At 68.8% G+C, this 15,678-nt stretch carries 13 protein-coding genes; 12 read left to right on the forward strand and 1 reads right to left on the reverse strand.

Going from position 1 to position 15,678, the window contains the following annotated elements; translation table 11 throughout:
- Positions 1 to 101: 101 nt before the first annotated feature.
- Positions 102 to 1,514, forward strand: coding sequence for a threonine/serine exporter ThrE family protein (locus tag ACFYO1_RS34240; protein ID WP_387240426.1), 1,413 nt, complete (start codon positions 102 to 104; stop codon positions 1,512 to 1,514).
- Between the two features lie 116 nt (positions 1,515 to 1,630).
- Positions 1,631 to 2,221: a hypothetical protein gene (locus tag ACFYO1_RS34245; protein ID WP_387240429.1), complete on the forward strand. Its 591-nt coding sequence runs from the start codon at positions 1,631 to 1,633 to the stop codon at positions 2,219 to 2,221.
- A 74-nt stretch (positions 2,222 to 2,295) separates the two neighbouring features.
- Here the strand turns inward: ACFYO1_RS34245 and ACFYO1_RS34250 are convergent, their stop codons facing one another.
- Entirely contained in the window at positions 2,296 to 2,733 is a 438-nt protein-coding gene (locus tag ACFYO1_RS34250) for a hypothetical protein (protein WP_387240432.1), read from the reverse strand.
- 178 nt (positions 2,734 to 2,911) lie between these two features.
- Between ACFYO1_RS34250 and ACFYO1_RS34255 the strand changes: the two genes are divergently transcribed.
- The 10 genes from ACFYO1_RS34255 to phnY all read left to right on the forward strand — a co-directional run bounded on the left by ACFYO1_RS34255 (position 2,912) and on the right by phnY (position 15,677).
- Positions 2,912 to 4,072 (forward strand): MFS transporter, encoded by a 1,161-nt coding sequence (locus tag ACFYO1_RS34255; RefSeq protein WP_387240435.1) that lies wholly within the window; start codon positions 2,912 to 2,914, stop codon positions 4,070 to 4,072.
- A gap of 669 nt (positions 4,073 to 4,741) precedes the next feature.
- The gene (locus ACFYO1_RS34260) at positions 4,742 to 6,859 is read left to right on the forward strand and encodes an isocitrate lyase/phosphoenolpyruvate mutase family protein (RefSeq protein WP_387240438.1); all 2,118 of its coding nucleotides are present in this window, start codon (positions 4,742 to 4,744) and stop codon (positions 6,857 to 6,859) included.
- A complete protein-coding gene (locus ACFYO1_RS34265; protein ID WP_387240441.1) occupies positions 6,856 to 7,860 on the forward strand; it encodes an aminotransferase class I/II-fold pyridoxal phosphate-dependent enzyme in 1,005 nt (334 codons plus the stop codon). Before ACFYO1_RS34260 ends, ACFYO1_RS34265 begins: the two co-directional genes overlap by 4 nt.
- Positions 7,857 to 9,740: an alpha/beta hydrolase family protein gene (locus ACFYO1_RS34270; RefSeq protein WP_387240444.1), complete on the forward strand. Its 1,884-nt coding sequence runs from the start codon at positions 7,857 to 7,859 to the stop codon at positions 9,738 to 9,740. The genes ACFYO1_RS34265 and ACFYO1_RS34270 overlap by 4 nt, the downstream gene beginning before the upstream one ends.
- Positions 9,734 to 10,912, forward strand: coding sequence for a phosphonopyruvate decarboxylase (aepY, locus tag ACFYO1_RS34275; protein ID WP_387240447.1), 1,179 nt, complete (start codon positions 9,734 to 9,736; stop codon positions 10,910 to 10,912). The genes ACFYO1_RS34270 and aepY overlap by 7 nt, the downstream gene beginning before the upstream one ends.
- Positions 10,890 to 12,113 carry a tetratricopeptide repeat protein gene (locus ACFYO1_RS34280; RefSeq protein ID WP_387240450.1) on the forward strand — a complete coding sequence of 408 codons (1,224 nt, stop codon included), beginning with the start codon at positions 10,890 to 10,892 and terminating at the stop codon, positions 12,111 to 12,113. The genes aepY and ACFYO1_RS34280 overlap by 23 nt, the downstream gene beginning before the upstream one ends.
- Positions 12,106 to 12,978 (forward strand): TauD/TfdA family dioxygenase, encoded by an 873-nt coding sequence (locus ACFYO1_RS34285; RefSeq protein WP_387240452.1) that lies wholly within the window; start codon positions 12,106 to 12,108, stop codon positions 12,976 to 12,978. Before ACFYO1_RS34280 ends, ACFYO1_RS34285 begins: the two co-directional genes overlap by 8 nt.
- A gap of 14 nt (positions 12,979 to 12,992) precedes the next feature.
- Positions 12,993 to 13,181, forward strand: a complete 189-nt coding sequence (locus ACFYO1_RS34290; RefSeq protein ID WP_387240455.1) for a hypothetical protein — start codon at positions 12,993 to 12,995, stop codon at positions 13,179 to 13,181.
- A gap of 7 nt (positions 13,182 to 13,188) precedes the next feature.
- Complete coding sequence (locus ACFYO1_RS34295) at positions 13,189 to 14,241, forward strand: hypothetical protein (RefSeq protein ID WP_387240457.1); 1,053 nt, start codon at positions 13,189 to 13,191, stop codon at positions 14,239 to 14,241.
- Entirely contained in the window at positions 14,238 to 15,677 is a 1,440-nt protein-coding gene (gene phnY / locus ACFYO1_RS34300) for a phosphonoacetaldehyde dehydrogenase (RefSeq protein ID WP_387240460.1), read from the forward strand. Before ACFYO1_RS34295 ends, phnY begins: the two co-directional genes overlap by 4 nt.
- Position 15,678 lies beyond the last annotated feature (1 nt).

Below are 15,678 nucleotides of genomic sequence, written 5' to 3' on the forward strand. Positions count from 1 at the left end.
GCGGACGCCCGCGCGGGATCGCCCCGAAGCGGCGAGCGCGCACATCGGCCGCGAACCCGGCCAACGGTGCCCGGCGTCCCGTCCGGCAGCGTCGGCCACGGGTGACGACGGCCGAGCAGCGTCGCGATATCGCCATGCTGCTGCGCGGCAGCATCTACGCGGGCGTCACGCCGTCGCCTACGGCGACCGGCGAAGAGTACTCACCCCGTCAGGTCATCGACTTCTGCCTAGATCTGGGCGAGGTGATGCTGTCGTCGGGCGCCGATGCGCGCAGTGTCGAGGTGGCCATCGTCGCCGTCTCGGCCACCTGGAATCTGGCGGCCGTCGAACTGGACTTTCCCGGCTCGTCGATCCACATGGTGTACGCGGTGCCGGACGAACCGACCGTCGCCGGGTTGCGGGCGGTTCGGGACACGGGCGCCGACCTGCATCGGCTCAACAACGTGTACGGCGTGGTCGACGATATCGTCGGCCGTCAGACCGATATGACTCAGGCGAGCCGGCGGTTGGTCGAGGAGATGCGGTCGGATCCGCGCTGGCCCTATCGCGTCGTCGCGGGTGCCATGGGCGTTCTGGGTGTTGTCGTCGCGCTCCAGGCGGGCGGGACCTACTGGTCGGCGGCCGGGGCGTTCGGGCTGATGTTCGTGCTGATGTATCTCGGCAAGGTGCTCGGAAGACGTTATCTGCCAGCATTTTTCGTCGCCGTCGCGCAGATGGTGCTGGCGACGGCGGTCGGCAGCGTGGCGATCGCGTACAGCCCGATCGGTCCGGGGGAGGCGGCCAGTATGGTCGCGGCGTGTGTGGTGCTGCTGCTGCCGCACCCGTCTATCGTCGCGACGGCCCAGGACGCGATATCCGGATTTCGAAGTCTGGCGCTGGTGCGCGGCCTCGGCATCGGCCTGGTGGTGCTCGGGATGGTCACCGGCATTCAAGCCGGCCTCATGGCGACTCGGTGGGTCGATCTCGAGGTCGACCCGTCGGCGATCCACCTGACCGGCTTGACGCCGTTCTGGGCGCTGTTCGCGTCGGCGATCGCGGCCGCGGCCAACGCGTTCGCGCAGGGAGCGACCGCGCGGGTGGTGCCCATCGCCATGGCGGTGGCGGTATTCACCCAGGTGATCGTGCAGTTGTGTGCCCGTGCGCATATCGGCCTGCAATTGTCGTTGATGCTCGGCGCGGCGATACTCGGCGCGCTCAGCACATGGACGGCCGCCCGCTTGCGCATCTCCCCGGCATCGATCGTGGTTCCCGCCTTCTGCGGCGCGCTATTACCCTCCCTGACAGTGGCCCACTCACTTCTGCAGTTCATCGGGCACGCGCCGGGCTCCGGGGTAGCGTTCGCCTTTTCCGTGCTCACCACCTTGGCTATCGGCGCAGGGCTGGTCCTGGGCAACATCGTGGCCACAGGCGGAGCCCGCCGAATGGTGAGTACCCGAACCCGGATCCGCTCGGCGAGCCTGGATACCGAGCCGCGACCGACCGCTGCTGAGACCGGCGCGCAACCGGATTCGTAAGGCATCGCCGGTCTGCCGCGTGTCCTAGAGCCCCTTCGCCGGTGTCGGTACGCTGGTCGGTCGAACGGCCGGCGAGCCCTGCGCGGTCGGGCATTTCTGGGAGGTACTTGCCGAATATGGGTGACTATTTCGAGCGGATCGTGGACGTGGAGGTGACCGCCGCCGAGGCGGGAGCGCTGGCCGAACAGGTGGTGGACTGGATGGTTTCGCGCCGCCTGCTGTCGCGGGAGATGTCGGCCGAGGGGATGTACAGCCTCGATGTGGCGGAAGGCCACCTGCCGGGAGCCGAGTGGCGGCAGATCACGCGGGAGTGGGGTGACTGGATTCCCGGGCCGGTGGCGGTAATCGTCGGGCGGGCCGACCATTTCGGCGGCCAGGGCGCGATCGAGCCGGACTCGGCGGAGTGCCCGCGCTGCGGTGCCAGGACCGTGATCATCGACTACCCGCAGCAGTGGGAGGCCGACCCCGAGGTGTGGCGGCCGTTCCGGGACGCGGTGGCCGCATGGAAGAGCACCGGTACCGGAGTGGTGAAGTGCGGCAGCTGTGACACCGAGAGCCCGGTGACCGAATGGCAGTGGCCCGCGGAATTCGCCCTCGGCGCCCTCGCCTTCGACTTCTGGGGCTGGCCCCCGCTCACCGACGAATTCATCGCCGACCTCGCAAAGCAGTTGGGGCACAACATCGATCATCAATCAGGCAAGTTCTGACCGGCCGCCGCCGCGTCGACGACGATTACGTCCGGACCACCGGCATCGGGAAGGTGGGCAATGAAGGTGGGCAATCAGGGGTGGATGCGGGCCGCGACTGCCAGGCGCACGTTGGCGCGTTGGAGGGCGGCTCGGGCGTCGGTGTCTTCGCGGTTGCTCGTCAGGCGCTGGGCTGCGTCGGACTGTGCGGCCCTGGCGCGGGTCACGTCGATGCGGTCCGCGAACTCCAGGGCGTGGGCTTGCAGGCGGACCTCGTCGTCGCGCACCCGGACGGTGCCACCGTGTAAGGCGGCCAGCCACTGACGTCCGCGGGCGCGCACCGTGAGCACGCCGATGTCCAGGGCGGCTTCGAGTTGGTCGTGGCCGGGCTCGATCACGTACTCACCGTCGAGCACGGGTAGGTGAACGGCCTGCGCGCCGAAGACGAATTCGCGATAGCCGGGCACAGACAGGGCGACGGCCAGGGTTTTCGGGGAACGCAATTGAACCCCCGGGCCGGCATCTCGCTGCATCGCGGCACCTTCTTCCGATAGTCGACAGCACTGTGGACGACGAGGCGCAACGGTCGCCGACCGTCCGGCCTCGACGGCGAGTACCCATGCCGAGATACGCGAAACCAGGCCGGAATCCGGCGCCGCCCGTGGTGTTCCTCGCGCTGATCGCGGGTGCTGATCCGGCATACTTGTCGGGGTGGGGGTGCGGTCGGTGGGCGACGACGGGCCTCGAGCGTTCCGGCTGCTGTGGATCGGGATTCTGTTCAATCGGCTGGGCATGCCGACCCCGCCGTTCGTGGTGCTGTACGCGAGTGCCACCCACCTTGGGGACGTGGGGATCGTGGCCGTCGTGGCGGCGAGTGGGGTGGGGCAGACGGTGGCGTCGCTGGCCGGGGGCGTGCTCGCCGACCGGTACGGCCCGCGCAGGACGATCGGGTATTCGCAAGCCGTCGGCGTCGTGGCCTGCGCCGCGCTGCCGGTTGTGCACGGCGTGGTCCCCGTGGTCGCGCTGGTCCTGCTCAGTACCGCGTGCGCGTCCGCACCGCGGCCCGCGGCCAACGCGCTGGTGCCCGCCTTGATGGCGCCCGAGGCGCGGGTCACCGGTTACGGGCGGCTCTACTGGTCGCGCAATATCGGCAGCTCGCTGTCCCCGCTGGTCGCCGGGCCTTTGGTGCAGTTCTGGCCACCCGGCCTCTTCGTGCTCGGCGCGCTCACGTCAGCGCTGTTCGCCGTGCTCGCCGCGGTTCTGCCGGTGGCGCCGGACCCGGCGGCACCGAATGGCACGGGGATCATCCGCGGTCTGCGCGGTCCATATGCCCAGCCGGTCGTGGCCTGGTTCTTGGTGGCGACCCTGATCCTTTCGTGTCTCTACATGCAGAAGCAGGGCGCGCTGCCGCTGGACATGACGGCTCGGGGGTTGACGCCGACCGAGCTGGGCCTGGTGCTTTCGCTCAGCGGGGTGCTGGTGGTTGCGCTCCAGCCGGTCATCACGCCCGTGGTGGCCAGGATGCCGTTCGGGGCGGCCGCGGCGTCTTCGGCCTTGTTGATCGGCATCGGCTTGGGGACAACCGCTTTCGCTACCAACGCCGGGTGGTACGCGATCACCGTGGCGACGTGGACGGTCGGCGAGATCATGCAGGTGCCGCTGGCCGCGCATTTCATGAGCGCGCGTTCGCCCGAGGGCGAGACCGGCGCCTACCAAGGGGCTTACGGGTTCATGTGGAACCTCGGGCTGGCCGCGGGCGCCCCGGCCGGACAGCTGATCTTCGTCTCGGCGGGCCCTGCGGTGCTGTGGGCCGGCGTCGCGGCCCTGGGCACGGCGGTCGCACTGGGACACCTGCTCGTGTTCAAGCGGTGACGGTATTCACGAAATTGTGCCCGGTGCCCATGTGCAGCGCCGGAAAGGCGAAGGGGCGATAGTCGCCGCTACTCCGCGAGAAATGTTCACCGTTCCGATTCCGGGCGGTGTCGTATCACAATTCATACTTCGAAGTTATTGTTCCCCCTTGTAGATCTGTCCCGGGTAATCGATAGGTGCGACGAGATATTTCCTGCACCGTGCGCCCCGAGACGACAACAGATGTTCTACCACGCGTGGCCGCAGGACGGTATCCCCAGTTGTCGCCACGCTCGTGACCTCGCGTATTGGCATGGTGCCCAACGGAATATATGTTCCGCTTTCGCTCGCGCCTCGGCGGTTGCCTGAGTCGGAGCGCGGATGTGGTTGCGTACCAACACAATCGGCGATACAAGTGCGCCCGCAACGTGTTGCCGTCCTGCCCCATTTCTCGGGGGCGGCCGGACGCGGTTGTTTGCGTAACCGTCCGTGACGGCAAGCGCGTGCGGCGGATGTTCGGCAATTAGCTTAAGCAGGTTGACATTTGGATGAATTGGAGGATGCTGGTGTGAACGCAAGGTTACGCGGTGGGGATTGATCATCGCCGAGCGATGATCACGTTGTCCCGCGCCTGGCCGCCGTATCGGGGGATGCTTAAGCTGACCTCACATCTGGGGATATGGATGTGTGATGGAGAAACTTCGTGCTCTGCAAGGCCTGTTCGACAGCGCCGATCTTGTATTTCTGATGGGCGCACACGACGCGGTTTCCGCGAAAATTGCCCAGGACGCGGGCTTTCCCGGCGTATGGGTGTCCGGGCTCGGTCTTTCGGCGATCAATGGATTGCGTGACTCCAACGAGTTGTCGTGGACCCAGGTCATGGAGCGCATCGAAATGCTCTCGGACCGAATTGCCGTGCCCGCGCTGGTGGACATGGACACCGGGTACGGCGACTTCAACAACGTGCGGCTCGCGGTGCGCCGGCTGCAGCGGATCGGCGCCGGTGGCGCATGCATCGAGGACAAACTGTTCCCGAAGGCCAACTCCTTCCTGGCGGCCGGGCAGGTCCTGGCCGAGCCGGGAGAGTTCTGCGGCCGCTTGAAGGCGGCGAAAGACACGGCCGCCGACGTCTTTCTGGTCGCGCGGTGTGAGGCGCTGGTCGCCGGGCAGTCGCTGTCCGAGGCGATCGACCGTTGCGGTCTGTACGCCGAGTCCGGCGCCGACGCGGTGCTGATCCACTCGAAAAAGACCGTCCCCGACGAGATCCTCGCCTTCATGGCCGAATGGGACGGCCGGGTGCCGGTCGCCGTCGTGCCGACCAAGTATTCCGACGTCGAACCGGCGGTGCTCGAACAGGCGGGGGTATCGGTCGCCATCTGGGCGAATCAGAGCCTGCGCGCGGCGATCATCGCCATGCAGCGGTTGTGCGGGGATCTGGCGGAGCGCAAGACCATGCGGGGGCTGGAAAGTGGCATCGCCGATCTGTCCCGGGTGTTCGAGCTGGCGAACAACGCGGAGCTGGATCGGGCCAAGGCCCAGTACAGCCGCTACGTGCCGCCGGGCCGAGAACCGTTGGCGGCCAACGGATCTCTGAGCCGGGCGGCGGAATCGGTCGAGGACGTGATCCGTTTGCGCCGGGCCTGGTCGGCGGTGCAACCGCTGGCCGAGGACGCCGAGGCGAACCTGCTCGACCACGCGGGCGCCACCGTGCCCTTCTACCAAGGCGTTGGCGCACAGAAGCTTTCGGAACTGCCGATCGTGGATCGCCGCGCCTACGAGTACGGCATCGCCGACTTCACCTCCCGTGCGCCGACCGGGGAGAACCACCTGAACTCCAGTGGCACCACCGGCAATCCGCTCACGATCGCCGTGGACGACGCGTCCTGGTATGCGGTCAACTACCATTTCTTCACGCAGATCAGCGAGCTGGCCGGGCTGCCGCCGGACGGCTTCGCCGCGGGAGAGCTCGCGGTGCTGTTCGTCAGCAACAAGCCCGGCCGCGACACATTCGTCCGACCGCTACCCGCCCTGAATTACGGTCTGTACGCCCGGCTTCAGCTGGACCTCTCGGCCAAGGCGGCGCACACCTTCACCCGGCTGCCCGCGCAGATCCTGTACGGCAAAGCGACCTATCTACTCGATCTACGCGCCGCGCTGCTCGCGCAGGGCATCACGAGTCCGCCCTGGTCGCCGCGGTTGGTGCTGGTCAGCGGTGAACCGCTGCACACCGACGACCGGGCCCGGCTCACCGACTACTACGGCGCGCCGGTGGTGGACGCGCTGGCATCCACCGAGGGCGGGCTGATCGCGGCCACCCGGCCGGGGGAGAACGACTACCAGGTGTTCGCCGCGAACGTCCGGCTCGAGGTGCTGACCGATGACGGCGCCGTGCGCGACGCTGGCGTGGGTGAGCTGGTGCTGACCAACCTGATCTACCGCGACACCGTCTTCCTCCGCTACCGCACCGGCGACCGGGCCGAACTGGAGACCGACGCCGGCGGCGCGCAGCGGCTGGTGCGCCTGTGGGGGCGCGAGCCGCGAACCCTGCGTTTCGGCACGCGCCGGCTCGACACGCGGGAGCTGACCGAGCGGTTCGGCTCGCTGCCCGGCATGGGCGATTTCCAGATCGTCTCCAGGCTCGACGGAGCGTTGCTGCGCTGGATGCCGGACGCCGGGTGGCCGGAACCGGAAGCCCTGCGCCGCAGCCTGCGGGCCGCCGTCGACGAGTTGCTCGCGGATCAGGAGGTCGAGTTCGAGCTGTGCTCGCGGATCACGCCGCCGGGTGGCAAGAAGCGGAGATTCCGGTGACGGTGGATCTCACCTGGACCGGCAGCCAGTTCCTCGATCCGGCCGGGCATACGGCGGAGATCGTGGCGGCTATGGGCACGGTCGATTTGACCACCAAGGACGAGACCTGGTGCACGTCCGTGGCCGCGGCCTGCGCGCGATACTTCGGGTTGCCCGCCGGTTCGGTCCGGGTGGCGGCCGGCGCCACGCAGCTGATCGATGTCCTGTTGCGCAAGCACTTTCGCGGGCTGGTGGTCGACGTCACGCCCGGGTTCCACCTGACCGCAACGATCTGCGCACAGACGAACCGGGCGCGGGTAGCGGTCGTGGTGCGCGAGCCCGGGGAACTGCTGCCCGCGCTCGAGCCCTATCTGGACCTGCCGGAGGCGGTGTTTTCCCTGTCGTCGCCGCGGAATCCGCTGGGCTACCAGTTCCCGCCCGCCACGATCAGGACGCTGCTCGAACGGGCACGCGGCGTGGTGCTGCTCGACGAGGTGTACGCGGATTTCGCCGGCTTCTCGGCGCTGAGCCTGGTCCCGGAGTATCCGAATCTGTATGTGGTGCGGACGTTCTCGAAGGCGTGGGGGCTGGCGAATCTGCGGATCGGGTTCGCCGCCTCGGCCGCGTTCGAGGCGGGAGCGTCCATCCCGTTGATCCCGAACGCCGTCTCCGGGATCGCGCAGCGCGCGGCAAGCCATCTGCTCGGGCACCCGGAGCGGGTCGTCGAAAGCATCGCCGCCGCACAGGAATCCAGAGACCGGATGATCGCCGCGCTGCGGGAGATCCCGAATCTGCGTGCGTGGCCGTCACAATCGAACTACCTTTGCGTCGAGACGCCGCTGGCCGGCGAGCTGGCGGCTCGCCTGGCCGAGATCGGCTACCCGGTCCGGCTGCTGCACGACCTCTCCGGCTATCCCGCCGATTTTCCGGTGGGCATTCGGCTGACCGTGCCACGCCCGCCGCATCTCGACGCGGTGCTGGGCATGATTGCGGCAGTACATGACCGGGCGATCACGCGATGACCGCGCGGGAGCTGAACGGGCCGCCGACCATGAGTTCGGACGGGCGCCGGATCGCGTGGTTGTCCAGCGGTGACGCGGCGCCGCGGCTGGTGTTGTTCGACGTCGCTCGCCGCCGCGTCGAGTCCAGCGCCACCGGTGCGCCGGACCGCGTGCGCGCGTTCAGCTGGACCCACCTGCCCGGAACCGGGCTGGCTTTGGCCGACGCCACCGGCCGCGAAGAGTGGTCGCTGCACCGCTTGCGGGCCGGGGAATGGACTGTGGTGGCGCAGGATTCGGGTGCGCAGCTCCGAATCGCGGGACTCGGCTACCGGCGCCCCGCCGAGGTGCTCATCGCGACGAACGCGCGAGACCCACACCATCACGACTACGACGTCCTCGACCTGCGCACCGGCGCGCGCACTCGCGTGCTGCGCAACACCGGATACGCCGCGTGCTATTTCGACGCCGACTTCCGGCCGCGGCTTTTCGAGACGGTGAATCCGGACGGTTCACGCGACCTCTGGCACGACCGCGGAACTCGCCGGCTGTTCCTCCACATTCCGCACGAGGCCGCGCTGGTCACCCGGTTCAGTCATTTCTCCGGCACCGGTGAGCTCGTGTATTTCGTTCTGCCCGAAGGTGATACGGGGACCCGCCTGGTCGCGTGGCACTGCCGTTCCGGCGAGCGGGCCACGGAGGCGAAGACCCTCTTTTCCGTCCAGCGGGCCGATGTCGTGCGGGTGCTCGCCGATCCCGCGTCCGGGCGGCCGGAGTACCTGGAGGTGCAACGGTTCCGCCGGCGCATGGTCGCGCTCAGCCCGTCGCTGGAATCGCCACTGCGCGTGCTGCGGCGACGGCTCGGCGCGGCGGCGCTGATCCTGGAACGCCAACCGGGCGACCGTTATTGGCTGCTCGCCCAGCATCGGACCGACGCGGACGCAAGCTATTTCGGGTACCGGCCCGACCGCGACGAACTGTGGCCGCTCACGCAGGCGCGACCGGGCCGGGACCCCTCGCCGATCTTCTGCCGCGCGGCCGAGGTGCCGACGCGGACGGGGGAGCGGGCGGTCACCTACCTGTCCGGACTACGCGAGCGCGACCGGGCGAGGCCCGCCGTGCTGCTCGTCCACGGCGGGCCGTGGCGGCGCAGCGGCCTGGAGTTCGACCTGCGCCGGGCGTGGCTGGCCGAACAGGGATATGTCGTGCTGGAGCCGAACTTTCGCGGCTCGATCGGCTTCGGCGCCCGCTGGGTGAACGCGGCGGACCGGCAGTGGGGCGCGGCCATGCAGGACGACCTGGAGGACACCCTGGACTGGGCGATTCGGCGGGGCCACGCCGATCCCGCGCGCATCGCGCTGGTCGGTGGCAGCTATGGCGGCTACGCCGTGTTGCAGCTCGCCGCCACCTCCGCCCGGACGTTCCGCGCTGTCGTGGCGCTGTCGCCGCTCACCGACCTGGTGGACTTCGTCGGGAACCTGCCCGCGCCGTGGCGCACGGCCGCGCCGATGGTCCGCCGCCGCATCGGCGATCCCGCACTGAGCGATGAGCGACGTCGGCTGGCCCGGTATTCGCCGGTGAACAACGCTGGGACGCTGGACTGCCCGGTGCTGCTGGTGCACGGCGCCGAGGACGCGCGGGTCCCGGTGGAGATGTCGAGCCGGATGTTCCTGGCGCTGGCCCGGGCCGGCCTGGACGCGACGCTGGCGCTGTTTCCGGATGAGGGACACGAAATCGTCGGCGCGGCCAACCAGCGGGCCAGGGACGAGTTGATCGCCGGCTTCCTCGCCCGGCACCTCCGTGGCACGGCCGCCCTCACTGATCCGCCGGCGTCGTCGAGCATGCGACTGCTGCACACGCCGAATGCCTCGCCCGCCCGCGACGCGCAGGAGCTGCCATGCTGAACCCCGCCTGGTTCCTCGACGAACTCGATCGCCACCGGATCGGCTGCATCACCGGCGTGCCCTGCTCCTACATCTCGGGCCTGTACTCGATGCTCGAGGACGGGACCCGGCCCTACTTTCCGGCGACCTCCGAGGGCGAGGCGGTGGCGATCGCGGCGGGCGCCTGGCTCGCGGGCTCGCGCGGCCTGGTGCTCGCGCAGAACTCGGGTCTCGGCAATATGGTCAATCCGCTGAGTTCGCTCACCGAGCCGTTCGAGATCCCGGTGATCCTCGGCGTCTCGCGGCGCGGCTGGCCGGCGGGCACCGATGAGCCGCAGCACGCGCTGATGGGTCAGATCACCCCGGACCTGTTACGGCTGTTGGGGATTCACACCGAGAAACTCGCCCTCGACCAGGCTGCCGCCGCCCGGCAACTGTCCCACGCGGCTGGCCGATGCGACGAACGGCGGTCGATGGCCTTCGTGCTGGAGAAGGGCGTGCTGGACAACGCGGTGCCGCCCGCCGAAGTGGCCGAGCCCGAACCACTTCCGCCTCCTGCCGTGCGCGTACTGCGCGCCGGGCCGCGGCCGACCCGGGCCCAGGTGCTCGAAAGCTGGCTCGCGCTGGGTATTTCGCGCCCGACCGTCGCCACCACCGGCTACACGTCGCGGGAGTTGTACGGTCTCGACGACCGGGACGGCCACTTCTATCTCGTGGGTTCGATGGGTTGTGCGCCCGCGCTCGCGGGCGGGCTCGCCTTCGCCGGGCTGCCGGTGACCGTGCTCGACGGCGATGGCGCGCTGCTGATGCGGATGGGCTCGCTGGCCACCCTCGCCCGCCACGTCCGCACGCCGTTCCTGCACGTGGTGCTGGACAACGGGCGCCACGAGTCCACCGGCGGGCAGCGCACGAACAGCGGCGGCGTCGACTTCGCCGCCGCGGCGCTGGCCTGTGGCTACCGGGCGGCCTGGCGTTGCGACGGCCGCGAAGCCGTGACCGCGGCGTTGCGGGAAGCCGTTGCGCACCACGACGGTTGCGTGCTCGTGCACTGCCTCGTCCGCCCCGGTGTCGCGGCGAAGCCGCCCCGGCCGAAGGACCGGCTGCCCGATCTCGCCCTCCGTTTCCGTACCCACGTCACCGACAATTTCGCCGTAGCCGAAGGAGGCTCAGGTGGCTATTCGATTCGTCCATAGCAACGCATTACTTCTCCTGGTACCCAAGACGGGAAGCACCTGGATCCGGTCGAAGCTCGGCGAGCTCGGGATCGACGTCGAATACCTCGGCGATCCGGCGATGCGCGACCACGATCTGCTCGCGTCCTATGACCGCGCGCAGTACTCGTATGTCGGCGCGTTCGTCCGCAACCCGATCGAGTGGTACCGCTCGTATTGGGCCTACCGGATGGAGAAGGGCTGGCGGCCGCGGTATCCGCTCGACGAGCACTGCGCCAGCGACGATTTCGAAACCTTTGTGCGCAAGGCGGTTTCCGTGCTCCCCGGTGCGCTCGGCAACATCTACCGGTCTTACGTCGGCCCGCCCGGCGCCGAGATCGACTTCATCGGGCGTCAGGAACGGCTGGCGCAAGACTTCGCGAAGTTCCTGCGCACCATCGGCGAGGAATTCGACGAATCCGTGCTGTGGCGCGGTCCGGTGGTCAATGCCACGACGACACGACCGGACTATCCGGAGGAACTCGAGGAGCTCATCACCCTGTCCGAATGGGAGACGATGGAGCGATTCGGCTATCTGGCGGACCGGCCGGACCCGATCGGGCTCGCGGAGATGCGCGCGCGGTTCCCCGAGCATGCCGAGGACTATCGGCTGCTCGCGCTGTGGACCGAACAGACCCACTGGCAACCGGACGATCTCAAGCGCAAGGTGGGCAGGCCGGTGCCGGCGGGCACCCGGCATGCCCGCGCGCACAGCAACTTCGCGCTGTCCGCGCTGCACAAGCAGGACGACGCAGACTACGCCGAGAAGCGCTATCGGCGTGCGCTGGAACTCGATCCGCAGCACCCGCGGACGTTGTGCAACTACGCGCAGTTCGTCTGGCGGCAGCGCAACGATCCGCACGAGGCGCGCAGGCTGATGCTGCGCGCACTGGCCGGACGACCGAATCATCCCTACACGCTGGGCAGGCTGGCCCGGCTCACCGATCGTGAGCTGGGCGACACCGCCCTGGCGGAGGTGCTCTACCGGCAGAGCCTGGCCGGAAACGACGCGCAGGAGGAGGTCGCCGTCGAACTGGCCGATCTGCTGCTCCGCCAAGGACATCCGGGCGCGGCCGCGAGCCTGCTGGCCGAACGCGCCGAACGCCCCGACGCCGGCGAACTGACCCGCGTCGCGCTGGCCACCATGCTGCTGCACGCACGAAAGGATCGCGAAAATGCTTGAACAGTCGGCCCCCGAGATTTCGAGCGAGACCATCCTGGGCGCGAGCGTGCCCGCGGCAGGCGAGTCCGTCGCCGACGTCGTTGCCGCCGCCCGCGCGGTGCTGGAGCGGCACCGCGTCTGCCTGGTCCGTGGCTTCCCCACCGAGCCGGGCACATATCTGGAATTCCTGCGCGGTTTCGGTACGCCCCTGGACAACTACGCCTCGCGCAGCGAACTGGCCGACGACGATCCACACCCCCAGATCAACCGGGTCAAATACAAGCCGCCGGGTCAGTACACGCGCAAGTCCGTGCACTATCAGGAAGGTGAGTTGCGCCCGCACTCGGCGCGCTCCTGGCGCACCCCGCGGCCCGCGTGTTTCGCCATGCTGATGGTCGACCCCGGCTGGCGTGACACACCCGAGGGCCAGCGGGGCGAGTCACTGGTCCTGAGCTGGCGCCAGCTGTTCGCCCGGCTCGCCGAGCGCGACGGCGAGACGTTCACCCGGCACTTCGATCGGCTCACCACAACGCCGATTCGGTTCGCCGCCAACAACGTTCGCGAGGAATACACCGACATCCCGCTGTGCTACCCGCTACCCGACGCCGCCGGCGCCTACGACGTCGGTGTCCGGCTCAAGCAGGACATCACCGAGAAGCTGCCCGGCCTCGCGGGGGACATCGAAGAGTTCGACGCCTACGCCGAGGCCGTCGACTACCTCGTGACCAATGCGGCCGATCCCGCCTTCCAGGCGTGTTTCCCGATGGACTCGGGCGATCTGCTGCTGATCGACAACAACCGGATGGCGCACGGTCGCCGCAACATCGTCGGCATGCGGGATGACGCGATCAATCCCCGCGAGCTGTGGAGCGTCACCGTCGAATGAATGGAGAAAAGGCAATGACCGATCAGACACCCGCCCCCGAAGACCTCGCCGCCGCGTGCGCGCGACTACAAGGCGAACTGGACGCGATGCTCGGCAGCCGCGACGCGGACGAGGCGGTCGGCTCGCTCGACCAAGCGGTGGCCTCACTCAAAGGTGTTGAGCACCGCAATGTCTCGTCTGTGCAACTGGTCGCGCTGGACTAGTGCCGGTATGAGCTCTATACGACCGAAGGTAGCCGGCGAGACCGTCAAGCTGATCTGCTCGTGCGTGCGCAACGCCTCGGCACTGCTCGACGGCAGCGAAACGCTGATCCCGGTGAATCCCGAGCCGCGGGACGGCGATCTCGTCGTGGTGCGCTGTGTGGACGGTAAGGGCGCCTACGACCACGTCGAGGACGAAACCGGGGCGGCGGTGCGCATCTACCCCGGTGACGTGTTCGTCGCGCTGCTCGGCACTCGCCGCTCCGGCACGAATCTGGTCGGTGAGATCCAGGACCGGCCGCTGGCCGTCGGCGACCCGCTCGACCTCGTCGCGCAGGGCGGGCTGGTCGCCACCTGCGTCGCGGTGCCCGCGTACTACGGTTCGCGGGCCATGCCGGTGCAGGTCGTCGGCTTTCCCGGCACCGACCGGATCGTGAATATCGCTGACGCGCCGGTGATTCCGATCGCCGACCCCGCACCGGAGCCCGCGGACACGCCGGTACTCTTCGTCTGCGGCACCGCCGCCGAGGTGGGCAAGACCACCCTCGTCTGCACCCTCGGGATCGCCGCGAAACGGCGTCGTCCGAGCCTGCGTCTGGCCGCGGTCAAGGCCTGCGGCACCGGCCGGGCGCGCGACCGCCTGCACTACCGCGACGCGAACTACGACGTGGTCACCGATTTCGTGGACGCGGGCCTGGCCTCGACCTATGACGTCGATGTGGAACGGTTCCGGGCGATGCTGCGCACCCTGATCCGGCACGGTGCCGACCGTGCCGACCTCGTTGTCGTCGAGATCGGCGGAGACCTGCTCGAGGCCAGGGCGCCCGAGGCGCTGCAGATCATGGCCGAGTCGGCCGCGTCCTGCGTGCTGCTGACCAACGACGCGATGGGCGCGTGTGACGGGTTGCGGCGCCTCGACGCGCTCGGCAAGCCGCCGCTGCGCATCGGCAGCCTCAAACAGAACCCGCGCTCACTGGCCGACCGGCTCGGCGTACCGCTCGAGACGATCCTCGAACTGAGCGACCCGGCCGCCTGTGAACGCTTGGTGGAGTTGGTGATATGAGCACTGAAGTAGTGGCCGTCCGGGCGGACGGCCCGCGGATCGGTGGTAAGCGGCCGGTGTGCGCCGCCGCGATCGAGGTGCGCTACCCGCATACCGGGGAGGTGATCGGGATCGTCGGACGGGCAACCGCCGGCGATGTCCGGCAGGCGCTGGATTTCGCCGAGGGATTCCGGTCCTCGCTCAGCCGGTACGAGCGGCACCGGATTCTGGTGCGCGCACGGGAACTGATCGAGGCGCGCGCGGACGAGTGGGCCCGGCTGATCACGCTGGAATCCGGTCTGTGCCTGCGTGATACCCGGCACGAGGTCCGTCGCACCGGTGATGTCCTGCAGTGCGCGGCGAATCAGGTGCTCGTCGAGCAGGGGGGCGTCTATCCCGGCGACGTGACCGAAGGCGGCAGGGCGCGAAAGATTTTCACCTTCGCCGAACCGCTGCACGGGGTGATCTGCGCGATCACGCCGTTCAACCATCCGCTGAACCAGGTGGCGCACAAGGTCGTTCCGGCCATCGCGAGTGGCAATCGGGTGGTGCTCAAACCGTCGGAGAAGACCCCGCTTTCGGCGTTGCGGTTCGCCGACACACTCTACGAGGCCGGGCTGCCGCCGGAAATGCTCCAGGTGCTCACCGGCGATCCGGCCGAACTCGGTGCGGCGCTACTGGACGACCCGCGGGTGAGCATGATCGCGTTCACCGGCAGCAGCACGGTGGGCAAGCGCATCGCGGACCGGGCCGGATACCGCCGGGTGATCCTCGAACTCGGCGGCATCGATCCGGCCATCGTATGTGACGACACCGATCTGGTGGCGGCGGCCGAACTCGTCGCCCGTGGCGCGTACGGCAATTCGGGCCAGCGCTGCACCGCGATCAAACGGGTGCTGGTGCAGGACTGCGTCGCGGCGGAGTTCACCGCATTGCTCGTCGAGCGGACCCGGACCTGGCGAACCGGTGATCCGCTCGATCCGGAAACCGATATCGGCACGGTGGTCGACGAAGCCGCGGCCAGGCGGATCGAGGACGCGGTCGCCGCGGCGGTCCGGACCGGCGCCGAGATCGCCTGCGGCGGAACCCGGCTCGGCGCGCACTACGCGCCGACCGTGGTCGAGCGGGTGACGCCGGACATGGCGCTGGTCACCGAGGAGGTGTTCGGGCCGGTGGCGCCGATACTGCGGTTCGCCGACGACGCGGAGGCGATCCGGATCGCCAACTCCATCCGGTACGCGCTGTCGGCCAGTGTGCTGACCCGCGACCTGAACCGCGCGTTCGGCTTCGTCACCGGCCTGCACGCCGGCAATGTCAATATCGCGGAAGTTCCGGGCTATCGACTGGAATCAATGCCGTTCGGCGGGCTCAAGGACTCGGGGCTCGGCGACAAGGAGGGGGTTATCGAGGCGATGCGGAACTACACCACCATCAAGACCTGCTCGCTGCCATGGTGAG

Origin of the sequence: Nocardia sp. NPDC006044 (assembly GCF_042871115.1) — a bacterium.
In the GTDB taxonomy this organism is placed as follows: domain Bacteria; phylum Actinomycetota; class Actinomycetes; order Mycobacteriales; family Mycobacteriaceae; genus Nocardia.